Origin of the sequence: Streptomyces sp. NPDC048185, assembly GCF_043202495.1 — a bacterium.
Taxonomy (GTDB): domain Bacteria; phylum Actinomycetota; class Actinomycetes; order Streptomycetales; family Streptomycetaceae; genus Streptomyces.
In genome coordinates this window covers 25743-47850 of record NZ_JBIDAN010000017.1, presented here as the reverse complement: position 1 = coordinate 47850, position 22108 = coordinate 25743, and the positions used below count along the sequence as shown (strand labels likewise).

General features: G+C 73.9%; 17 protein-coding genes. 7 read left to right on the top strand and 10 right to left on the bottom strand.

Annotation, left to right across the window (positions count from 1 at the left end):
- The first annotated feature begins 20 nt into the window (after window positions 1-20).
- The gene (locus tag ACGF3H_RS34295; RefSeq protein ID WP_362487124.1) at window positions 21-2102 is read left to right on the top strand and encodes a caspase family protein; all 2082 of its coding nucleotides are present in this window, start codon (window positions 21-23) and stop codon (window positions 2100-2102) included.
- Here ACGF3H_RS34295 and ACGF3H_RS34290 read toward each other — a convergent pair.
- The 8 genes from ACGF3H_RS34290 to ACGF3H_RS34255 all read right to left on the bottom strand — a co-directional run bounded on the left by ACGF3H_RS34290 (window position 2083) and on the right by ACGF3H_RS34255 (window position 12860).
- Window positions 2083-6312: a CHAT domain-containing protein gene (locus ACGF3H_RS34290; RefSeq protein ID WP_362487126.1), complete on the bottom strand. Its 4230-nt coding sequence runs from the start codon at window positions 6310-6312 to the stop codon at window positions 2083-2085. The genes ACGF3H_RS34295 and ACGF3H_RS34290 overlap by 20 nt on opposite strands.
- 12 nt (window positions 6313-6324) lie before the next feature.
- A complete protein-coding gene (locus ACGF3H_RS34285) occupies window positions 6325-6981 on the bottom strand; it encodes an RES family NAD+ phosphorylase (RefSeq protein ID WP_362487127.1) in 657 nt (218 codons plus the stop codon).
- 37 nt (window positions 6982-7018) lie between these two features.
- A complete protein-coding gene (locus ACGF3H_RS34280) occupies window positions 7019-7702 on the bottom strand; it encodes a hypothetical protein (protein ID WP_362487129.1) in 684 nt (227 codons plus the stop codon).
- Between the two features lie 63 nt (window positions 7703-7765).
- Window positions 7766-8890 (bottom strand): hypothetical protein, encoded by a 1125-nt coding sequence (locus ACGF3H_RS34275; RefSeq protein WP_362487131.1) that lies wholly within the window; start codon window positions 8888-8890, stop codon window positions 7766-7768.
- Window positions 8891-9037: 147 nt separating this feature from the next.
- Window positions 9038-10516: a gluconate:H+ symporter gene (locus ACGF3H_RS34270; protein WP_362487133.1), complete on the bottom strand. Its 1479-nt coding sequence runs from the start codon at window positions 10514-10516 to the stop codon at window positions 9038-9040.
- A gap of 117 nt (window positions 10517-10633) precedes the next feature.
- Window positions 10634-11044, bottom strand: a complete 411-nt coding sequence (locus ACGF3H_RS34265) for a RidA family protein (protein WP_362487135.1) — start codon at window positions 11042-11044, stop codon at window positions 10634-10636.
- Window positions 11041-11826, bottom strand: coding sequence for an IclR family transcriptional regulator (locus ACGF3H_RS34260; RefSeq protein WP_362487137.1), 786 nt, complete (start codon window positions 11824-11826; stop codon window positions 11041-11043). The genes ACGF3H_RS34265 and ACGF3H_RS34260 overlap by 4 nt, the downstream gene beginning before the upstream one ends.
- Entirely contained in the window at window positions 11823-12860 is a 1038-nt protein-coding gene (locus tag ACGF3H_RS34255; protein ID WP_362487139.1) for a sugar kinase, read from the bottom strand. The genes ACGF3H_RS34260 and ACGF3H_RS34255 overlap by 4 nt, the downstream gene beginning before the upstream one ends.
- Window positions 12861-12993: 133 nt before the next feature.
- Here ACGF3H_RS34255 and ACGF3H_RS34250 point away from each other — a divergent pair, with 133 nt between their 5' ends.
- Together ACGF3H_RS34250 and ACGF3H_RS34245 are read left to right on the top strand one after the other, a co-directional pair.
- The gene (locus ACGF3H_RS34250; RefSeq protein ID WP_362487141.1) at window positions 12994-14283 is read left to right on the top strand and encodes an amino acid deaminase; all 1290 of its coding nucleotides are present in this window, start codon (window positions 12994-12996) and stop codon (window positions 14281-14283) included.
- 11 nt (window positions 14284-14294) lie between these two features.
- Window positions 14295-15905, top strand: a complete 1611-nt coding sequence (locus ACGF3H_RS34245) for a D-aminoacylase (RefSeq protein WP_362487143.1) — start codon at window positions 14295-14297, stop codon at window positions 15903-15905.
- A 10-nt stretch (window positions 15906-15915) separates the two neighbouring features.
- On the opposite strand, the gene ACGF3H_RS34240 is transcribed toward ACGF3H_RS34245, so the two are convergent.
- A complete protein-coding gene (locus ACGF3H_RS34240; protein WP_362487145.1) occupies window positions 15916-16806 on the bottom strand; it encodes a serine protease in 891 nt (296 codons plus the stop codon).
- Window positions 16807-16893: 87 nt separating this feature from the next.
- On the opposite strand from ACGF3H_RS34240, the gene ACGF3H_RS34235 reads away from it, so the two are divergent.
- The 3 genes from ACGF3H_RS34235 (at window position 16894) to ACGF3H_RS34225 (ending at window position 18752) form a co-directional block, all read left to right on the top strand.
- Window positions 16894-17019, top strand: a complete 126-nt coding sequence (locus ACGF3H_RS34235; RefSeq protein WP_362487147.1) for a hypothetical protein — start codon at window positions 16894-16896, stop codon at window positions 17017-17019.
- 20 nt (window positions 17020-17039) lie between these two features.
- Window positions 17040-18251: a pyridoxal phosphate-dependent aminotransferase gene (locus ACGF3H_RS34230; RefSeq protein WP_359404261.1), complete on the top strand. Its 1212-nt coding sequence runs from the start codon at window positions 17040-17042 to the stop codon at window positions 18249-18251.
- A gap of 78 nt (window positions 18252-18329) precedes the next feature.
- Entirely contained in the window at window positions 18330-18752 is a 423-nt protein-coding gene (locus ACGF3H_RS34225; RefSeq protein ID WP_362487149.1) for a hypothetical protein, read from the top strand.
- A gap of 391 nt (window positions 18753-19143) precedes the next feature.
- On the opposite strand, the gene ACGF3H_RS34220 is transcribed toward ACGF3H_RS34225, so the two are convergent.
- Complete coding sequence (locus tag ACGF3H_RS34220) at window positions 19144-20976, bottom strand: phosphoenolpyruvate carboxykinase (GTP) (RefSeq protein WP_362487150.1); 1833 nt, start codon at window positions 20974-20976, stop codon at window positions 19144-19146.
- Window positions 20977-21362: 386 nt separating this feature from the next.
- On the opposite strand from ACGF3H_RS34220, the gene ACGF3H_RS34215 reads away from it, so the two are divergent.
- Window positions 21363-22076 (top strand): hemolysin III family protein, encoded by a 714-nt coding sequence (locus ACGF3H_RS34215; RefSeq protein WP_362487151.1) that lies wholly within the window; start codon window positions 21363-21365, stop codon window positions 22074-22076.
- Window positions 22077-22108 lie beyond the last annotated feature (32 nt).

The following is a 22108-nucleotide window of genomic DNA, read 5'->3' as shown; positions in this document are numbered from 1 at the left end:
GCGCTGACAGACTCTCCCGCATGGGGAAGATCCATGCGCTCCTGGTGGGCGTGGACGGATATCCGGCCGAGGTGGCGCCGGCGTTGACGGGCTGCGGCAACGACATCGACGCGGCGCGGCGGCTGGTCGCGGACCTCGCCGGTGAACGGGCGGACGTCACCGTGCTGCTGGACGGCGCGGCGACGGTGGCCGCGGTGGAGGAGGCGGTCGTACGGGAGTTGGGGAAGGCGGGTCCCGGGGACACGGCGCTGCTCTGGTTCTCCGGGCACGGCACGCAGATGCCCGCCACGGGGGCCGATCTCCTCATCGAGGCGACCGGGCTGAACCAGGCCGTGCTGTGCGTGGACGGCCCGCTGCTCGACAAGCGGCTCGGTGCGCTGCTGAACGCGGTCGCGGCGGGCGGCGCCCAGGTCACGGCGGTCCTGGACTGCTGCCACTCGGGCGGCGCGACCCGGCGGCAGGGACTGCGGTACGCCGCGCCGAGCCCCGCCTGGAAGCTGCCGGCGGGCGGTGCGGCGGCGCGGGAGGCGGTGGCGGAGGCGGAGGCGCCCGGGGGGCGGCATCTGCTGATGGCGGCGAGCCGGCTGAACCAGCCGTCGTACGAGGACTGGTTCGACGGGCGGCAGCACGGCGTCTTCACGCACGCCCTGGTCGCGGCGGCGCGCGCCGCCGGTCCGGACGCCACGTGCAGGGAGCTGCTGGCGGCCGCGGCCGGGCGGGTCGCGCGTGCCGGGCGCCAGCAGCAGCCGGTGCTCCTGCCGGACGCGCCGGGCGGCCCCGCGGACCAGCCGTTCCTCGGCCTGCCCGGATTCCGCCCGGCACCGGCGAACGCGCACCTGCTGCGCTACGGCCCGGACGGCTGGGAGGTCGACTGCGGCTCGGCCCACGGGCTGCGGGAGGGCACGGGCGCGGCGGAGTTCACGGTGGCGGTCCCGGAGGCGGACGGCGCCGGACCGGGTGCGGACGGACCCGCCGGAGCCGAGGCAGGCCTGACCGGACCGGGTGCCGACGGACCCGCCGGGGCCGGGGCGAGCCCGACCGCGCCGGGCGGGGCCGACACCGGGGACGGGGCGAGCCCCACCGGACCGGCCGGGACGAACCCGACCGGACCGGGTGCGGACGGACCCGCCGGGGCCGGGGATGCCGGGGGGCTCATGGGCGGGCTCGTGCTGTGGGCCCGGGACGTGCTGATGGAGCGGACGCTCGTCGATCCGGTGGGCTGGGTGCCCGATCGGAGCCGGGTGTACCCGGTCGTGGTCTCCGCCCTCGCGCTGGCGCCGGGCAGTGTGCGGCTGGAGGGCCCCGCAGGGGCGGTGCGGGAACTCGCCGAGGCGGTGGCGCCGTCGCCGCTGCTGCGGCTGGCCGACGGGCCCGGACAGGCGGCCGGGCTGCAACTGCGGGTACGGGTGGACGACCACGCGGCGCACGTGGAGCGGCGGGACGGGACGCCGTTCACCGCGCCGCTGCCGTACAGGGACCGCGACGATGCCACGCGGGTGGTCCGCTGCCTGCAGCATCTGACCCGCTGGCACGAGATCCGGGACCTCACGCCCCGACCGTCGCCGCTGGACGGCCTGGTCCGCGTGGAGATCGTGCCGCGGAACGCGGCGCCGGGCGAGGTGCTGCTGCCGGACGGCAGCGGCGAGATCGTCTGCCGGTACACGTCCGGTCCGGACGGACCGGAGGCGCCCCGGGTGTCGATCCGGCTGCACAACCGCTCCCCCGACCGCACCCTGTGGTGCCTGCTGCTCGATCTGACGGACAGCTACGCCTGCAACTCCGTGCTGTACCCGGGGCACTTCATCGGCCCCGGCCGTACGGGCCACGCCCTGGACGGCGAGGCCGTACAGCTGTCCCTGCCGCCCGGCCGGCCGGTGGTGCCCGGCGCCCAGGTCCGGGACTGGCTCAAGCTGATCGTCGCCGAGCGCGAGCTGAACACGCTGCCCTTCCAGCTGCCCGCGTGGAATCCGCTCACCTCCCCGGCCCCCCGCGACCTGGGCCCGGCGCTCGGGCCCGACACCGGGCGGTGGACGACGCTCACCGTGCCGCTGCGCACGCTCGTACCGGCCGGGGAGGCGGAGGTCACCGGCCCAGGTGGGTGAAGCCGGCCCAGGCGGTCAGATCGTGCGGATCGATGCGGCGGGAGCGGGCCGCCAGGGCCGAGGGGAGGTCGTCGGGGAGCTCCCGGTCGGGGTTCAGCATCCACAGCTGGGCACGGCGCAGCGCCTTCGCCGGGGGTTCGCCGTGGGTGCGCAGGAAGTGGTGGGTGAGGAACATCAGCACCGAGGTCGCCTCGTCCGGGACCGGCCACAGCGAGCCGACGACCGCGTCCGCGCCGGCCACGAGGAACGCGGTGGAGAGACTGAACGCCTCGTTGTGGCCACGCCCCGACACATGGCTGCTGCAGGCGGCCAGCAGCACCAGTGACAGCCGCCGGTTCGGCCCGCCGGCCGCGTCGGTCAGCTCCTCCGCCGCCAGCCTGCCCCCGTTCAGGGCCAGATAGGCGCTGCGGCGGGCGTTGGCGGTGACGGCGGCGTGGCAGGCGAGGTGCAGCACGCCGCCGTCCTCGTCCGCCGCGGTGCCGCGCAGCCAGTCCAGCACCTCCCGCGGGGTGCCCGCGCCGTCCGGCGTGTCCGCGGCACCGGTGGTGCGGCGGCCGAGGAAACGGCCGTGCGGGTAGAAGACGCGCTGCACGGCGTCGGCCTCCTCGCCCGCGTAGCGCAGGTCGCCGGTGGGGTTGCCGACGACGAGCGCGGGGCCGGTGCGCGGCGCGGCGGGGCGGGCCGCGACCTGGCACAGCAGGCGGGCCGACGCGGCGTAGGAGATCTCGGCGGCCTGGAGGGCGTAGCGGCGGCCCCGGGGTCCGCCGGGCTCCCAGGCGGCGTGCCAGGGCACGAGCCCGAGCGTGCCCATCGGCACCAGCACCAGGCGCGGCGGCCGGCCGCCCGGCATCTCGAACGCCTCCAGCAGCGGCCGCATCGCGGCGTACCAGGCCCAGCCGCACAGCCGGTCGAGCTGCTCCCGCAGCAGGGTCTGAGCGTCCTGGGGCCGCTTGCCGCCGGGGGCGTCTCCCGGCACGGGTCCCAGGTCGCGGCCGGGAGCGAGGACGGTGCCGGAGGCGAGGGCGGCCTCGGGAGCGCCCCCCTCGGCGCGGGCCGGTCCCTGGGACACCGGGAGATACGCCTTCAGCGGCGCCGCGTCCTGGCTGAGCGTGGGCAGCGGTACCGCGTGCACCTGGGCGGAGGAGGTGACGACCAGGGCGGTGCCGGGGACGTCGTCGCCGGCCGGGACCAGGTAGACGAGGGCGTCCTTGCCCACGGCGCGCAGCGCCCGGCCGATCTCCTCCGGCGCGGGTGGGTCCAGGAGCTGCGCCGCGCTCGGGGCGTCGCCCCCGGTGAGCGCGGCGAACACGCGCCGGCGCAGCGAACTGGGCACGCTCGGCGCGGTCCGTGCGGCCGTGAGCGGGTCGGCCGGACCCTCGCCGGCGCCGGAGGCACTCCACTCGTCGGCGAGGTCGGTGCGGCCGGCCGCGGCCAGCAGGCCGGGCACGGTGGTCGAGGCGACGGCCGCGTGCAGGACGAGCCCGCGGCAGGCGTCGAGCGCCTGGAGTGCCTCCTCGGGCCTGCCGTCCCGCAGGCACCAGCCGGCGACCTCCAGCGCCGCCCCGGTGGCCTGCCTCGCGGCCAGGGCGGCGTGGTCGGTGCCCGACTGCAGCAGCGCCGCCCAGGTGTGGCCGCGCAGCGAGGACAGGCCGACGCGCCGGGCGGTGGGGCGGTCGCGCCGGTGGAGGTCGTCGCGGGTGCGGTAGGCGCGGGCCAGGGCGAGACCGATCTCCGCGTACAGGCGGTGCTCGGGTCCGCCGGCCTCCTCGAAGACGGCTTCCAGGTACCTGATGCCCTTGGCCAGCCGTTCCCGGCTGTGCAGCCGGTCGAACTGGAGCGTGGACAGGGCGCAGTGGGCGACGCCGAGGCCGTAGGCGTAGCGCAGCCGGTCGTCGCCGCCCTCCGCGGACAGGTCGTGGGCCTCCTGGAGCAGGCCGATCGCGTCCGCCAGGCCGGGCCCGTCGTTCGCCTGCCCGGCCCGGATGAACCAGCGCATGCCGTTGTCACCGAGCACCCAGGCGCGGTGGTCGCGCGGCAGGCGCTTGGCCTCGCGCCGGAGCTGGGCCGCACCGGGACGGCCGGTGAGCGGGGGCAAGGGCGGGGCCCCCAGGTTGTGGGCGAGGGCGTCGCGGGCGTCCCGCACGTTCTCCAGGGAGGTGAAGGCCTCGATCCGCGAGGGGTCGTCGTGCGACATCGCGGCGTGCCCCTCGGCCAGGGCCGCGATGTGCCGGTCGGCCGCGGCCAGGTCCCCGCGTCGGACGGCGGTGTGGGCGTCGAAGCCCGCCTGCTGGACGTCCAGCGTGCGGCGCACGTGCGCGGGCAGGCCGGGGTCGTCCCGCAGTCGCCGCCAGACGGCCGCGCCCTCCTCCATGTCGTCCGCCGCGCCGCCGGTCTGGCCGCGCTGGGTCTGCGCCACGAAGCGGGCCAGGGCGAGCCCGTAGTCGTCCCTCCCGCCGGCCGCCTCGGCCCGGTCGAAGTGGGCGAGGACCTCGTCGAGTCCGGCGCCGGAGCCGCTGCTGGTCTCCTCCTGGAGGCGCGCGATGCCGAGGACGGCGTGGGCCCGCCCGGCCCAGGCGGGGTCGGCCTCGGCGCGCTGCAGCACGGCCTCCCTCAGTTCCTGCCGGATCCCGGGACCGAGCAGGTCGCCCTCGGGGTCGGTGACGGTCAGGTTGCTCAGGAGCATCGCGGCGGCCTGGGCGCGGGCCTCGCCGCCGGGCTCGGCGGCGCGGAACTGCTCCAGCTGCCAGTTGAGGCGTTCGGTGCGCACGCGCGGTGACGTCATGTCCCGGCCGATGCCGCGCAGGAACTCCTCCTCGCCGAAGTCGACGAAGGACCGGCCCTCCTGGAAGTCCTCGAGCATGCCCTCGGTGGCCTGCCCGAGGGCGGCGACGTCCAGGCCCTGCGGCAGCCCGTCGACCTCCGGCAGCATCCCGCGGTCGGCGAGCACGTAGCGCGCCCAGCCGTCGAGCAGGCGCGCCATCCTGGTGATGGCCGAGTCGCCGGAGGGCCGCTCCAGCAGCCGCCCGGTCGCCTCCAGGACGTCGTGGAGGCGTCGGGGGTCGGAGTCGGCGGAGTAGCGGGCCTGCTGGAACGCGGCGAGGAAGAAGGCGGTCGGGGTGACGTCGCCGTCGCGGGCCGGCTCCCACCGGGCCAGGGCCCGCCGCAGGAGCGCGATGCCCCGGTCCCGGCCGGCGTCGTCGTCGCGGTCGGCGGCCCGCTCGTAGAGGACCCGGCCGAAGACGTCGAGGTACTGGGGCGCCAGCCGGTCCTCGGCGTCCGGCCGGGCCAGCACGTCCCGCAGCTCGACCTCGGCGGCGGCGCACTGGCCGTTGTCCTGCCACGTGCTCCAGATCAGCGCGCGGACGAAGACGGCGTCGGCCTCGGACCGGAACGCCCAGTCGGGTTCCTCCCCGCCGGTCCGGTGCGCCCGGCGCAGCTCGGCGCGGGCGGTGCCGAAGGCGTCCCGTGCCGCCTCCAGCAGGTCGCGGTCGGCGGTCATGCGGCCGCGCAGCAGCAGGGCCAGGCCCAGGCTGTGCCGGACGTGCGGCAGGTCGACGTCCGGCGGGCCGGCGTCGAGGACGGCCGCGTAGTGGCGCGCCGACTCGGCGGCGGCACCGGGGTCGGCGCGCAGCTCGGCGCGCTCCAGGTGCAGGAAGCCGAGGGAGCTGTGCAGCTCGGCCTCGTCGTCGTCGCCGGGTGTCGCGTCGTCCAGGGCGTCGGCGTGGCGGAGCACCGCCTCGTCGAGCAGCGGGCCCGGGTCGTCGTCCTCGCGGTGCCGCAGGTAGCGCTCCTTGGCGCAGTTGGCGAGGACGCGGCGGCCGAGGGCGAGGACGTCGTCGAGTCCGGGTTCGTCGGGCGTGAGGCCGTCCACGCCCGCCCGCAGCAGTTCCTCCGCGCGGTCCAGGAGTCCGGGGTCCCGGGAGTCGTCGTACTCGATCGCCAGCAGGTGTCCGTACAGGATCCGCCAGGCCCACCAGACGGGTTCGGGCCCGGGCTCGCGGAAGGCGCGCTCGAAGGCCTCCAGGGCGAGGTGGAGGTCCTCGCCGTCCGGCTCGGCTCCGTCCAGGTGGTACAGCCGGTGGCTGAGTTCGCCGACGTAGGCGCACATGCCGGGCACGTCGGGGTCGTCGGCGGACAGCCGGCCGAGCGCGTCGAGGGTCCGCTCGCGTTCGGCGGCGAGGTCCTCGGGGGTGACGGGGGTGTCGGGCACGGTGCGGGCCTTCTACTGGGGGGCGAGCTGCGCGTGGTAGGGCTGGAGCACGGAGTCGAGGTGGCTGCGTCCGCCGGCCGTGGCGAAGTCGACGGTGTGGCCGGGGAGCGCCTCCAGGGCGCCGGGCGGGCAGCGGTCGCCGAAGAGGACCACCGTACGGTCGCCGGGCTCGCGCTTGGAGGCCCAGACGAAGCCCTGTGCCCAGGGGTCGGTGTGGCGGCGGATCCAGTGCGCCCAGTCCCGGGTGTAGGCGTAGTCCTGCGCCTCGGTCTGCACCAGCCAGCCGTCCTGCCGTACCCCGGCGAGGTCCTGAGCGGTCATCAGGGAGACGACGGTGAGGTCGGCGGCCAGCCTCAGGGTGCTCAGGCCGCGCCGGGCGACGGCGACGCCGGGCACCAGGCGCGGGCCTCCCGCCGGGTCGAAGGGCACGGAGCGCAGCAGGGTCTCGCACACGGCGGCCCCCGGGGTCGTGCCGGCGTAGAGGTAGCCGTAGCGGTCGCAGGGCGTGGCGTCGAAGCGTCCGCCGCCGTAGAGGCAGTGCGCCGGCTGCGGGTTGAAGGCGGTGGCGCTGCGGTGCAGGGCGTGGACGCGGTGCAGCAGGGTGCCCTGCGCGAGCGTCGCCCTGGCCGGGGTGCCCGTCAGCTTCTCGGGCGGCCGGTAGTTGGGCACGGCGGGTCTGCCTCCTCGTACGGCGCGGTCGGTGCGGTCACACGTCCTCCATCAGCAGGCGCGCGGTGTCGGCGAGCCGGCGCTCCTGTCCGGTGCCGAGCAGGGCGGCCGGCGCGGTGCCGAGCCAGGCGTTGCCGGCCAGCCACCAGTCGGCGGCGCCCCACGGGTCGCGGGCGGCGTCGAGGAGCGCGTTGACCTCCAGGACGACGAGCCAGGGCAGGCAGCCCTCGGAGAATTGGAACCGGGGCAGCCGGGCCAGTCCGCCGGGCCCGGGCAGCCGGATCAGGTCGCGGGCGTAGGGGTCGCCGCCGTCGCGCAGCACGGTGGCCGGGTCAAGGGCGGGTTCGGCGAGCAGCCGGTCGCGCACCGGGCCGAGCACGGGACCGACCATGCGGTGCCCGTCGAGGAGCAGGACGGCGAGGTCGTCGGCGCGGAAGCCCAGGTAGGACGGGTCGGTGGCGGTGCCGGTGGCGCTGTCCGTGCCGGTCGTCGTGCCGGTGGCCAGCCGGGCCTCCTGGGCGGTGCCGAACGCGTCGGGCAGGGCCCGGCGCAGCAGCCCGGCGGCCTCCTCCGCGGCGGCGCGGCGGGCGGGTTCCCCGGCCTCGCGGTGGCGTACGACGGTCAGCAGGGCGGCGAGGCGCTCTCGGGTGGGTCCGGTGACGCGGTCGGCCAGCCGGTGCCACTCGGCTGCCGCCGCGGCCAGCACGGCGTACGGATTCACTGGTCCCCCTTGTCGTCGGTACCGGTCGTCGGGCCGGGCGTCGCTCCCCGTCCGGCCGGCGGGCTACGCGCGCCGCCCGGTGAGGAGCCGTTCCACCAGGTCGGCGCGGGCCTGGCGGCGCATCACCAGGTGGATGTCCCAGGGGGCGCCGCGCGCCAGTGCGGCCTCCACGGCCGTCCACAGCGCGCCGAAGCTCTCCAGGGCGGGCAGGCCGCCGCGGCCGGCTCCGAGCAGCGGCAGGCAGACGGAGGTGAGCGGCGGGTCGTGGCGGCCGGACTCGGCGGCGAGGAGCGTGAAGGCCCGGTCGACGGCGCGGGTGATGTCGGCGGGCTGGACGTCGTAGTCGTTGGTGCCGGGGCGGGGCACGGCCACGGCGAGGTGGTAGATGCGCCGCACGCCCTGGGCGGCCATGGCCCCGGCGGAGGTGGCGGCGACTGTGCCGGGCAGGGCGGCCCGGCCGGGGATGCCGTGGCGCACGGCCCAGTCGCGCAGTTCGTCGTGGACGTGGTCCTCGACGACTCCCCCGGTGGCGTCGGTGCGTGCCGCGGCCCGGCGCAGGGTCGCGGCGACCGACGCCTTGTAGGGCGCGGGGAGCGCGAAGTACGTGTTGGACGGGGAGACGACGACGTCGACGCCGCGCAGGAGGTCCACGGAGTGGACGTGCAGGGTGACCGGTACGGCCCGGTCGTGGACGCGCGGCTTGACCACGCGGTGGGCCGGGGCGAGCCGGTCCTGCCCGGGGGCCGGAGCGTCCCGGTCGCCGGCCGCGTCGCGGGCGGCGGCGTCGTCGGCGGCGGGGGCGGCGGTGAGGCCGAGGACCTGCTCGGTGATCTGGTCCAGCACCATCAGCTCGTGGTGCTTGCGGAACCGTTCGACGCTGACGCCGTACACCTCGGCGGCCCGGCGGCGCCGGTCGGCCGGGGGCCAGTCGCGGGTGCCCTGGGCGAGGCCGAGGGTGTACTCGGCGGCGGTCTGGAGGGTGCCGCCGCCGATGGCGGCGACGGCGTCCCGGAGCAGTCGCTCGACCACGAGGCCGGGTAACTCCCCCGGCGCTCCCAGCCGTTCGCGGGCGATGCGGGAGAGCTCCGGGATGTCCAGTCCGCGGAGCCTGACGACCCCGGCGCGCCGCACCGCTCTCACCTCGGCGAGCACCGCGGCGTGATCGGGCCTGTGAGGGGGATGCGGCATGGCACCAAGAGTCCCATCGCCGCCTCCGCCCTCACAAGCCCGGTCCGGTGCTCCCCCCGTCGTTCCATTGCACCGCACGGGCCGGTCGGGGCCGGGGCCGTTTCCGGGCGGATCCGGGGCGGGCGGGCGGGAGCCGGCGGGCGGGCGCTACACGAACAGGCTGAGCACCGCCGCCATCACGAAGCCGCCCAGGGACAGCACGCTCTCCAGCACGGTCCACGTCTTCAGGGTGTCCCGCTCGCTGATGCCGAAGTACTTGGCCACCATCCAGAAGCCGCCGTCGTTGACGTGCGAGGCGAAGATGGAGCCCGCCGAGATGGCCATGATGACCAGCGCGGTGAACGCCTGGGAGTGGTCGCCCTCGGCGAGCAGGGGCGCCACGATGCCCGCCGTCGTCACGATGGCGACCGTCGCCGAACCCTGGGCGACCCTCAGCACGAGGGAGATCAGGTACGACAGGACGATCACCGGCAGGCCGACGTCGTGGAAGGTGTCGGAGAGCGCCTGGGCGACGCCGCTGGCCTTGAGGACCGCGCCGAAGACACCGCCCGCGCCGACCACGAGCAGGATGTTGCCGACCGGCTTCAGCGAGGACGTCGAGACGGTCTCCAGGGACTTGCGGGACCAGCCGCGCCGGATGCCGAGCAGGTAGTAGGCGAGGAGCAGGGCGATGGTCAGGGCCACGAAGGGGCTGCCGAAGAACTCGATCACCGAGCGGGTGGTGGACGGGTCCAGGGCGATGGAGGAGAAGGTCGCGGCGAGGATGAGGACCAGCGGGGTGCCGATGATGCCGAGGACCGTGCCGAGCGGCACCGGCGTCTCGCGGGGCGCGACACCGGCCTTGCGCTGCTCGTCGATGACGGCCTGCCGGGCCTCCTCGGCGGCCTCGACCATGTCCTGCGGCACGGGGACGAAGATGCGGCGGCCGACCCAGGCGGCGTACGCCCAGGCGGCGAGCACGGCGGGGACACCGCAGACGATGCCCATGAGGATCACCCAGCCGAGGTCCACGTGCAGCAGTCCGGCGGCGGCCACCGGGCCGGGGTGCGGCGGCAGGAAGGCGTGGGTCATCGACAGGCCGGCCAGCAGGGGCAGGCAGTAGAGCAGGACCGACTTGCCGGAGCGCTTGGCGGCGGCGTAGACGATGGGCGCGAGGACGAAGATGCCCACGTCGAAGAAGACGGGGATGCCGAAGATCAGGCCGGTCAGGCCCATGGCGAGCGGGGCGCGCTTCTCGCCGAACAGGCCGAGCAGGCGGGAGGCCAGCACCTCCGCTCCGCCGCTCACCTCGAGGATCGCGCCGAGCATGGTGCCCAGGCCGATGATGATGGCGACGTGGCCGAGGATGCCGCCCATGCCGGACTCGATGGTGGAGACGGCGTCGGACTTCTGGACGGTGCCGAAGAGTTCGGTGACCGACAGGCCGGCGAGCAGGCCGACGGCTATGGAGACGGCGAGCAGCGCGACGAAGGGCTGCAGGCGCACCTTGATGATCAGGAAGAGCAGGAGTGCGATGCCGATCGCGGCGACGGTCAGCAGCCCTGCCGTGCCGTCGATGAGCGTGAGCAGGCCGCCGGTGTGCGGTGGGGTCTCGGAGGCCGCGAGCTGGAGGGACGGGAAGGACATACGGGGGTCCTCTGGGTAAACGCATGAAGCTTTCGGGCAGGGCGGGGCGCGGCACGGCGCCCCGGGGGACGGGGGCGCCGTGCCGTGCGACAGACAGGCGGGGAGTCGGGAGGGGGGTCAGCCCAGGACGGCGAGGGCGTCGATCTCGATGAGGAGTCCGGCGGGCAGGCCGACGTAGACCGTCGTGCGCGCGGCGGGCGGCTGGGTGAGGCCCTGCTCCTCGAAGTACGCGTTGTAGATCTCGTTCATCTCGGCGAAGTGGTCGACGTCGGTGAGGTAGACGCGGATCATCATCACGTCGTCCCAGCTCGCGCCGCCCTCCTCGAGGATCGCCTTGACGTTGGCGAGGGTCTGGAGGGTCTGCTCGCGCAGGGTGGGCCCGGCCGGGGTGGGGGCCTTGCCCTCCTCGTGCGGGAGGAAGCCGACCTGGCCGGCGACCTGGAGGATGTTGCCCTTCCGCACGCCGTGCGAGAACTTCGCCGGCGGGACGGTGTGGGTCGCGGGGGTGAGGGCGGTCTTGTCGGTCATACCGTGTCCTTCTCGGGGTGGTGCTCGGGGTGTTGCACGGGGGTCCTGCCGGAGTACTCGCCGCTGATGGCGTCCGCCGTACGGCGCACCAGCGGGAGCAGGGTGAGGAGTTCGTCGGCGGTGACGACGACGTTCGGCGCGGAGACCGACATCGCGGCGGCCACCCTGCCGTCGGCGCCCCGGATGGGTGCGGCGACGCAGTTGATGGACTCCTCGTGGCCGCCGAGGTCGGTGGCCCAGCCCTGTTCGCGCACCTTGGCCAGCTCCTTGAGGAAGGCGTCGGCGTTCGGCGTCGAACGGGCCGTGTACAGGGGGTAGTCGAGCCTCTCCACGACGGCCCGGCGCTCGTTCTCCGGGAGGTCGGCCAGCAGCAGCTTGGCGACGGCCGCGACGGTGATGGCGACGGGCTTGCCGATCCGGGAGTACATCCGGACCGGGTAGCGGCTCTCGACCTTGTCGATGTAGAGGACCTCGTTCTCCTCGTAGACGGCGAGGTGGACGGTGTGTCCGCACTGCTCGTTGAGGCGTACGAGGTGGCTGTGGGCGATCTCGCGGACGTCCAGGTTCTCCATCGCCTCCTGGGCGAGGGCGATGAGCCGGGCGCCGAGGCGGTAGCGCTGGTCGGACTGGCGGTAGACGAAGCCGTGCTCGTGCAGGGTGCGCAGCAGGCGCAGGGCCGTGGACTTGTGCACGCCGAGCCGGTCGGCGACCATGCCCAGGTCGGCGGGTCCCTCGGCGAGCAGCGGCAGGATGCCGAGCGCGCGGTCGACGGTCTGGCTCATGGTGTGCGTACCTCCTCGTCGGCCCCTTCGTCGGCCTGTGTCCAGCCGGGGCCGAGTCGCAGTCTCCCCCACGCGTCGTCGTCGAGGGCGGCCAGGCGGTCGGCGTGGTGCCGCGCGGGGGGTGCGGCGAGGTCGCCGGGGACGGTGAGGGCGGCGGCGGCCATCAGGTGACCGTGGCGCAGGCGCTCCCGCACGGGCAGTCCGCGCAGGGTGGCGGAGAGGAACCCGGCGGCGAAGGCGTCGCCCGCGCCGACGGCGGCGGCGACGTCGACGTGCAGGGCGGGGACGGAGGTGACGCGGTCCCCGTGGAAGGCGGTGGCGCCGGTCGCGCCCTGCTTGACGACGAGCAGTTCGGGCTCGGGCAGCGCGGCGCGCACGGCCTCGGGGCCGCCGAGTCCCCAGGCCTCGTCCTCGCCGACGAACACGAGGTCGGCGCCGCGCGCCAGTTCCAGCAGCACCGCCGGGCCGTCGCCGTCCCGCCACAGGCCGGGGCGGTGGTTGACGTCGAAGGAGACCAGGGGCCGCCCGGGGCGGCGTGCGGTCAGCCGGCGCATCAGGTCCAGGCAGTCGGCGGAGAGCGCCGCGGTGATGCCGGACAGGTGGAGGATGCGCCCGGAGCGGAGCGCGTCGGCGTCCAGGGTGCCGGCCGACATGGCGGAGGCCGCGGAGCCGGCCCGGTAGTACGCCACCTCGTGCGCGTCGGTGGCCCGGTCCCCGGCGGTACGGAAGTAGATGCCGGTCGGCCGGTCGGGGTCGCGGCGGACGGCGGAGACGTCGACGCCGTAGGAGCCGATCGCCTCGACCAGGTGGTCGCCGAAGCCGTCGGCGCCGACCGCGCTGACCCAGCGGACGGTGTGCCCGGCGGCGGCCAGTACGCAGGCCACGTTGGACTCGGCGCCGCCGATGGCGCGGTCGAAGGAGGGCACGTCGGCGAGGCGTCCGGGACGGGAGGGCAGGAAGGTGACCATGGACTCGCCGAGCGCGACGACGTCCACGACGTCGGGGGTGGTGCTGGTGGGGCCGTCGGCGGTCACGATGGTGGGGCTCCTTGTCCTTTCGCGGGCGGAGGCTCCGTTGACCCCGCGTTGGCCGAGATGTTAGACAGCAGTGAGCGATATACGCAACGGTCGTTGCAGAGAACGCAACGACCCACCTCAGGGAGGCTCCATGGCCCTCGACACCGGCACCGAAGCCCTCGCCCGTCTGGCCGAGGAGCACGTCGACCACCGCTTCAAGGGCCTCCCGCCGGACGCCACGGGTCTCACCGTCGCCGAGCTGGCCGCCCAGCGCCGCAATCTCTTCACGGACGGCTTCACCACCCCCGTGCTGGCCCTCTCCGCCGAGCGCCTGGAGCACAACCTGAAGCTGATGGAGACGTACGCCGCCCGGCACGGCCTCGCGTTCGCCCCGCACGGCAAGACCTCGATGGCCCCCCAGCTCTTCCACCGGCAGATCGAGCACGGCGCCTGGGGCATCACGCTCGCGGTGCCGCACCAGGTGTGGGTGGCCCGGGCCTTCGGCATCGGCCGGATCTTCCTGGCCAACGAGCTGGTCGACGCGTCCGCCCTGCGCCGGATCGCCGCGGAGCTGGACGCCGACCCGGACTTCCGCTTCGTCTGCTACGCCGACTCCGTCCGCGGCGTCGAGCTGATGGACGCGGCGCTGAGCGCTGCCGGGGCCTCGCGCCCGGTGGACGTCGTGGTCGAGCTGGCCGCCGGCGAGGGCGCCCGGACCGGTGTGCGCACGGAGGCGGAGTGCGCGGCGGTCGCCGACGCGGTGGCCGCCGCGCCGACACTGCGGCTGGCCGGTGTCGCCGGGTACGAGGGCGAGGTGCCGGACGCCGACCCGGACACGGTGCACGCGTGGCTGCGGCGGCTGGTCGCGCTGGCCGTGGACTTCGACAAGGCCGGGCGGTTCACCGGGCTGGAGGAGATCGTGCTCAGCGCGGGCGGCAGCGCCTGGTTCGACGCGGTCGCCGACGTGTTCGCGGAGGTCCCCGACCTCTCCCGGCCGGTGCTGAAGCTGCTGCGCTCGGGCGCCTACGTCTCGCACGACGACGGGCACTACCGCGAGCTGACCCCGTTCAACCGCGTCCCCGCCGAGGGCGCCCTGGAGCCCGCGTTCCGCCTGTGGACCCAGGTCGTCTCCCGCCCCGCTCCCGGGCAGGCCTTCACCAACGCCGGCAAGCGCGACGCGGCCTACGACCTCCACCTGCCCTTCGCCCGGGCGGTCCGCCCGGCGTCCGGCGGCCCGGAGCGTCCGGCAGACGGCATCACGGTGACGGGCCTGTCCGACCAGCACGCCTGGCTGCGCACCGCCCCGGAGGCGGAGCTGGAGGTCGGCGACTGGGTCGGCATGGGCCTGTCCCACCCGTGCACGTCCTTCGACAAGTGGCAGCTGATCCCCGTCGCCGAGGCGGACGGGACGGTCGTCGACTACATCCGTACGTTCTTCTAGAGGAGGCCCTGGTGGAAGAGCTGGTCATCCGGGACGCCGAGGTCGTCGACGGCACCGGTGAACCCTCGTACCGCGCCGACGTGGTCGTCGACGGCGGCCGCATCGTGTCGATCGTCAAGGAGGCGGCGGCCGCCGGCTGCCAGCGCCCCGCGGCCCGCCGCGAGCTGGACGCCGAGGGCCTGGCCCTGGCGCCCGGCTTCATCGACATGCACGCCCACAGCGACCTGGCCCTGCTGCGCGACCCCGACCACAGCGCGAAGGCCGCCCAGGGGGTCACCCTGGAGGTCCTCGGGCAGGACGGGCTGTCGTACGCGCCGGGCGACGACCGCACCCTCGGCGAGGTGCGCCGCGCCATCGCCGGATGGAACGGCGCCGGCGACGACATCGACTTCGACTGGCGGTCGGTCGGCGAGTACCTGGACCGGCTCGACCGGGGCATCGCCGTCAACGCCGCCTATCTGGTCCCCCAGGGCACCGTCCGCGCCCTCGCGGTCGGCTGGGACGACCGCGAGGCGACACCGGCCGAGCTGGAGCGGATGCGCCGGCTGGTCGCCGAGGGCATGGAACAGGGCGCGGTCGGCATGTCGTCCGGGCTCACCTACACGCCCGGCATGTACGCCCAGGACGCCGAGCTGACCGAGCTGTGCCGGGTGGTGGCCGAGTACGGCGGCTACTACTGCCCGCACCACCGCTCCTACGGGGCCGGGGCCCTCCAGGCGTACGAGGAGATGGTGGAACTGACCCGAGAGGCGGGCTGCCCGCTCCACCTCGCGCACGCCACCATGAACTTCGGCGTCAACAAGGGCAGGGCCCCCGAACTGCTCACGCTGCTCGACGAGGCGCTCGCCACCGGCGCCGACATCACGCTCGACACCTACCCGTACACCCCCGGCTGCACGACGCTCGTGGCGATGTTGCCGAGCTGGGCGAGCGAGGGCGGGCCGGAGCAGATCATGAAGCGGCTGGCGGACGACGACACCGCCGAGCGCATCCGGCACCACATCGAGGAGATCGGCTCCGACGGCTGCCACGGCGTGCCCCTGGAGTGGGACACGATCGAGATCTCCGGCACGGGCGACCCGGCACTCGCGGAGTACGTCGGCCGCACGGTGCTGGAGTCGGCGCGGCTGCGCGGCGAGAGTCCGTGGGCGGTCGCCCGGAACCTGCTCCTGGCCGACCGGCTGGCCCCGACGATCCTCCAGCACGTCGGCCACGAGGAGAACGTCCGCGCGATCATGCGCCACCGCGTCCACACCGGTGGCTCGGACGGCATCCTCCAGGGCACCAAGCCGCACCCGCGCGCCTACGGCACCTTCCCGCACTACCTCGGGCACTACGTGCGCGAGCTGGGCGTGCTCTCGCTGGAGGAGTGCGTGGCCCATCTCAGCGGGCGCCCGGCGGCCCGGCTGCGCCTGCCGGACCGGGGCGTCGTCCGCGAGGGGTACCGGGCCGACCTGGTGCTCTTCGACCCGGCCACGGTCGCGGCCGGCAGCACGTACGAGGAGCCCCGCCGGCTTCCGACGGGCATCCCGTACGTGCTGGTCGACGGCCGGTTCGTGATGGAGGACGGGCGGCGCACCGACGTGCTGGCCGGGCGGTCGGTGCGCCGGACCCCGCGCTGACCTGTGGGCCCTAGGGCTTCGGCAGGACGCAGCCGGCGCGGGTGAGGTCGAGCTTGTTGTCGGCGCCGAAGCAGGCGGGTATCCGGTAGGTCTGCTGGGCGTAGTTGATGCCCTTGCGGACCGTGACCGTGCCGTTCTCGGAGACCTCGCAGGGGTTGTTGTCGGTGCAGCGCGCGCCGTCCTCGTTGCCGGTGTTGTTGACGGCCACGACCTTGCCCGTGGCGTTGTCGACGACGGGCGAGCCGGAGGTGCCGCCGATGGTCTGGCAGGCGGAGGTGTAGCGGACCGAGTCCTTCCAGGTCCACTCCCCCTCCTTCAGGCGGTAGGCGAACCCGTCGATGCTGCAGGCGTAGGTCCGCTTCCAGTAGCCGGAGACGACGGTGATCGCGGTGCCGGCCGTGGGGCGGATGTCGTTGAGGGTGAGCGGGCTGATGCCGTAGCTGCCGCGGATCTGGGCGTACGTGCTGGTGAGCTGGTACAGCGAGACGTCGGTGTCGGTCATCGTCGCGTAGGCGATCTTGCTGGCGCGCAGGGTGCCGACGCGGCTGCCGGAGGCGTTGAGCAGCCCGAAGGACCGGCTGGAGGGCTGGTTCACGACGACCTCGCCGGCCGCGGGGAAGCCGGTCTCCAGGCAGTGGCCGTTGGACATGACCAGCGCCGGGTCGTCGTCCTCGGAGGCGGGCAGGCGGACGACCGAGCCGGAGCAGTTGCTGAGCGACACGGTGCCGGCGAAGGTCACGGCGCGGACGGCGGGCGCCGCGGGTGACGCGGGAGCCGTACGTGACGCGGGAGCCGTGCGTGACGCGGGTGACGCGGGAGCCGCGGGTGACGCGACCGCCGGTGCCACGCCCACCCCGGTGACGGCCAGGGTGGCGAGCGCGGCAAGGAGAGGCTTGTTCATGTGGGGTCCCCTCGATGGAGGCGCCGGCCGGAGGTCTTCCGGACGGCGGCCAGATTGTCATGCGCATTGTCATGACAGGGAGGGGACGTGGACAAGGAGCGCTATCCGGCCGCGAGTTGGCGCGATCCGGCCCTTCAGGCATGCCCGGAGGCGGCGCCGGGCACCCCGGCCGACACGTCTCACGTGGTGGAAAACACGACCCACGGGCCGTGACCGGGTCGTAAGCTCGCGGCATGCAGGTGATCCAGTCGACGAAGCTCGCCAACGTCTGTTACGAGATCCGGGGCCCGGTGCTCGAGGAGGCGATGCGGCTGGAGGCGGCCGGTCACCGCATCCTGAAGCTGAACACCGGCAACCCCGCGGCGTTCGGCTTCGAGTGCCCGCCCGAGATCCTGGAGGACATCCTCCGCAACGTCTCGACGGCGCACGGCTACGGCGACGCGAAGGGCCTGCTGGCCGCGCGCCGGGCGGTCGTCATGCACAACCAGACCCTCGGCATCGAGACGGACGTCGAGCACGTCTTCATCGGCAACGGCGTCTCCGAGCTGATCGTGATGGCGATGCAGGGCCTGCTGGACGACGGCGACGAGGTCCTCGTCCCGGCGCCGGACTACCCCCTGTGGACGGCCGCCGTCTCCCTGTCCGGCGGCACGGCGGTGCACTACCGCTGCGACGAGCAGTCCGACTGGATGCCGGACCTCGCGGACGTGGAGCGCAAGGTCACCGACCGCACCAAGGCCATCGTCATCATCAACCCGAACAACCCGACGGGCGCGGTGTACGACAGGGAGATGCTGCGCGGGCTCACCGACATCGCCCGCAGGCACAACCTCCTGGTCTGCTCCGACGAGATCTACGACAAGATCCTCTACGACGACGCGGTGCACACCCCGACGGCCGCGATCGCCCCGGACCTGCTCACCCTCACCTTCAACGGCATGTCGAAGGCGTACCGGGTGGCCGGCTACCGGGTCGGCTGGATGTCCGTCTCCGGGCCGCGCGCGCACGCCGAGTCGTACATCGAGGGCCTGACGATCCTGGCGAACATGCGGCTGTGCGCCAACATGCCGGGCCAGCACGGCGTGGTCGCCGCGCTCAGCGGACGGCAGACGATCAAGGACCTGGTGCTGCCGGGCGGGCGGCTGCGCGAGCAGCGCGACGCCGCGCACGAGGCGCTGACCAGCATCCCGGGCGTGACCTGCGTGAAGCCGAAGGGTGCGCTGTACCTCTTCCCGCGCCTCGACCCCAAGGTCTTCAAGATCAAGGACGACCGGCGGATGGTCCTGGACCTGCTGCGGCAGGAGAAGATCATGGTCGTCCAGGGCACGGGCTTCAACTGGCCCGAGCCCGACCACTTCCGCGTGGTGACCCTGCCGACGGCCGGTGACCTGCGCGAGGCGGTGGGCCGGATCGGGAACTTCCTGGACGGCTACGGGCAGCCCTGAGCCAAATCCCGACGCCCCTCAACTTTAGATTGAATCCAATGTAGGATGGCTTCCTGTAAGCGTTCAGGAGGCCGTCCCATGTACGAACCGATCCGCAGCAAGTCGGTCCACAGCACGGTGGCCGGCAGCGCCTCGGACTTCCCCCACCGGTCCCGTGAGGAGGAGCTGGACATCCAGCTCGCGGGTCATCTCGCGGCCCTGCTCGCCGCCACGGACGAGCTCCGCGCCCTGGCTCCCTCCGAGGAGCTGGACACGGCCGCCGACCGGCTCGCGGAGCAGGTCGCCCGGCTGCGGGGAGGTCACGCACCGGCCCGTGCGCCGCTGGCCGCCGTGCCGTCCGCGCCGCACCCGGCGGTACTGCACCGCCGGGCACACACCCTGGCGAGCCGCGCCCTGGTCGTGGCCGCCTCCCGCGCCGACACGGCGGTCGCGATCCTGACCGCCGAGCGCATGGACGCCCACGACGCGGCCCTGGAGCCGCGCGAGCTGGCGTCCCGCTGAGCCCTCACCGGGCTCCCTCCGACGGCCCCGGCCCGCGCGCACCCGCAGCGACGCGCGGGCCGGGTGCCATTCACTGCGTGGCTCGAGCGGGGGTCTCGCTTCGGCGCCGTTGTGTGTCTCGTCCTTCGGCGGCTTTCCGTCACACGTGGCTGGTCGCGCAGTTCCCCGCGCCCCTTCGGGGCGCGTCAGCGAACGGCGTCTCATGGTGAGGCCGCGGAATGTCGAAGGGCCGGGTCCGTCGCACGCCTTTGTGCGGGGACCCGGCCCGAGCGGGGCCTCTTCGTGCTCCGGGACATCGAGCTACAGGAGCGTGAAGAGGACCCTCGCGGCCGGCCTTCGTGACGACTTCGCGGGTCAGGGCTAGCCGGACCGGCCGCGGAACCAGGGGGGATCAGCCCAGGCGCTGCACCAGCGCGCGGTACTGGTCCCACAGCTCGGTGGGCGTGTGGTCGCCGAAGGTGTTCAGGTGCTCGGGGACGAGCGCCGCCTCCTCGCGCCACACCTCCTTGTCGACGCTGAGCAGGAAGTCCAGGTCGGACTCGGGCAGGTCGAGGCCGTCGGTGTCCAGGGACTCCTTGGTCGGCAGGACGCCGATCGGGGTCTCGACGCCGTCGGCCTTGCCCTCCAGGCGCTCCACGATCCACTTCAGGACGCGGCCGTTCTCACCGAAGCCGGGCCAGACGAACCGGCCCGCGTCGTCCTTGCGGAACCAGTTGACGTAGTAGATCTTCGGCAGCTTGGACTGGTCCTTGTCCTTCGCGACGTCGATCCAGTGACCCATGTAGTCGCCCATGTTGTAGCCGCAGAACGGCAGCATGGCGAACGGGTCGCGGCGCAGCTCGCCGACCTTGCCCTCGGCGGCGGCGGTCTTCTCGGAGGCCACGTTGGCCCCGAGGAAGACGCCGTGGTTCCAGTCGAAGGACTCGGTGACCAGCGGGACGGCGGTGGCGCGGCGCCCGCCGAAGAGGATCGCCGAGATCGGCACGCCCTTGGGGTCCTCCCACTCCGGCGCGATGATCGGGCACTGGGCCGCGGGCGTGGTGAAGCGCGCGTTGGGGTGCGCGGCCGGGGTGCCGGACGCGGGCGTCCAGTCGTTGCCCTTCCAGTCCGTGAGGTGGGCGGGCGTCTCCTCGGTCATGCCCTCCCACCACACGTCGCCGTCGTCGGTGAGGGCGACGTTGGTGAAGACGGAGTTGCCCCACAGGGTCTTCATCGCGTTGGCGTTGGTGTGCTCACCGGTGCCGGGCGCGACGCCGAAGAAACCGGCCTCGGGGTTGATGGCGTACAGGCGGCCGTCCTCGCCGAAGCGCATCCAGGCGATGTCGTCGCCGATGGTCTCCACGGTCCAGCCGGAGATCGTGGGCTCCAGCATGGCGAGGTTGGTCTTGCCGCAGGCCGACGGGAAGGCGGCGGCGACGTACTTGGGCTCCCCGGTGGGCGGGGTCAGCTTCAGCACGAGCATGTGCTCGGCGAGCCAGCCCTCGTCGCGGGCCATGACGGAGGCGATGCGCAGCGCGTAGCACTTCTTGCCGAGCAGGGCGTTGCCGCCGTAGCCGGAGCCGTAGGACCAGATCTCCCGGTCCTCGGGGAAGTGCGAGATGTACTTGGTGCTGTTGCAGGGCCACGGGACGTCCGCCTCGCCCTCCGCGAGGGGGGCGCCGAGGGTGTGCACGGCCTTGACGAAGAAGCCGTCGTCACCGAGCTCGTCCAGGACCGGCTGTCCCATGCGGGTCATGGTGCGCATGGAGACGGCGACGTACGCGGAGTCGGTGATCTCCACGCCGAGCGCGGACAGCGGCGAGCCGAGCGGGCCCATGCAGAAGGGCACGACGTACATGGTCCGGCCGCGCATGGAGCCGCGGAACAGGCCGCCCTTCCCCTGGTCACCGGTGAAGATCTCCCGCATCTCGGCGGGGTCCTTCCAGTGGTTGGTCGGGCCGGCGTCCTCCTCCTTGGCGGAGCAGATGAAGGTCCGGTCCTCGACGCGCGCGACGTCGGAGGGGTCGGAGGCCGCGTAGTAGGAGTTGGGGCGCTTGATCGGGTCGAGCTTCCGGAAGGTGCCCTTCGCCACGAGCTCCTCGCACAGTCGCTCGTACTCGGCCTCGGATCCGTCACACCAGACCACGTTGTCCGGCTGCGTCAGTTCGGCGATCTCGTTCACCCACGAGATCAGCTCCTGGTGCTGGGTGGGGACGACGGGGGGAGCCGCGATGTCGCGCGCCACGATTGCTCCTAAATGAGGGGTTTTTGTCTGGAGGCCCCGTGGGGGCTGCGACCCGGATGCGTCACGCGAGGAGCTCACGCTGCTCATCCGGTGCCGACCGCACTCATTTGATCATCCGACGAGAGTGCCCATATGTCCAGAGGGCCTCACACCTGAGCGGAGTGAGGATCGCCACGTACCAGCGGTTGTCTCCGTGTTTTTTTGCGTGCGCCTGGAGTTCGCCTGAAACTTCTTTTACTTCCGTCACCGGCGGCGCGAGCGAGGGGGCACGGGCGGTGTGCCTGGGGGATGCCGGACCGGGGACTCCCGTGAGACGATGGCCACTTGCGGCCTTCCCGGCTCCCCTACTGACGCGTAACTTACGGTCCCGTAGGTACGATGCCGATATGACTGCGTCCGCCTCCGACGCGCCCAGGGACACGCCGGCCGCCGGCCGCGGTCCCGTGGCGCTCTCCCTGCCGCATCCGGTCAAGCCCAAGCTGCGCGGCTGGCTGCACCTCGGCATGTTCCCGGCCGTCCTCGTCGCGGGCCTCGTGCTCACCGCACTCGCCGACTCGTCCGAGGGACGCGTCGCCTGCGGGGTCTACGCCGTCACGGCCTGCCTGCTGTTCGGCGTCAGCGCGCTGTACCACCGGGGCAACTGGAGCCCCCGCATGGACGGCGTCCTGCGGCGGCTCGACCACGCCAACATCTTCCTGATCATCGCGGGCACCTACACCCCGCTCACGATCCTGCTCCTGCCGGGAGCCCAGGGGCAGTGGCTGCTGTGGGGCATCTGGGCCGCCGCCGCGGCCGGCATAGTCTTCCGGGTCTTCTGGGTCGGCGCCCCGCGCTGGCTCTACACCCCCTGCTACCTCGCCATGGGCTGGGCGGCCGTCTTCTACCTCCCCGAGTTCATGCGGACCGGCGGCATCGCCGTGCTGGTCCTGGTGATCGTGGGCGGGGTCCTCTACAGCGCGGGCGGGGTGATCTACGGCCTCAAGCGCCCGAACCCCTCACCGCGCTGGTTCGGCTTCCACGAGGTCTTCCACGCCTTCACCCTGGCCGCCTTCATCGCGCACTACGTGGGGATCTCGCTGGTGGCCTACCAGCAGGCATAGCCGCCCGCACCGGCCGGCCCGCACCGGAGAAT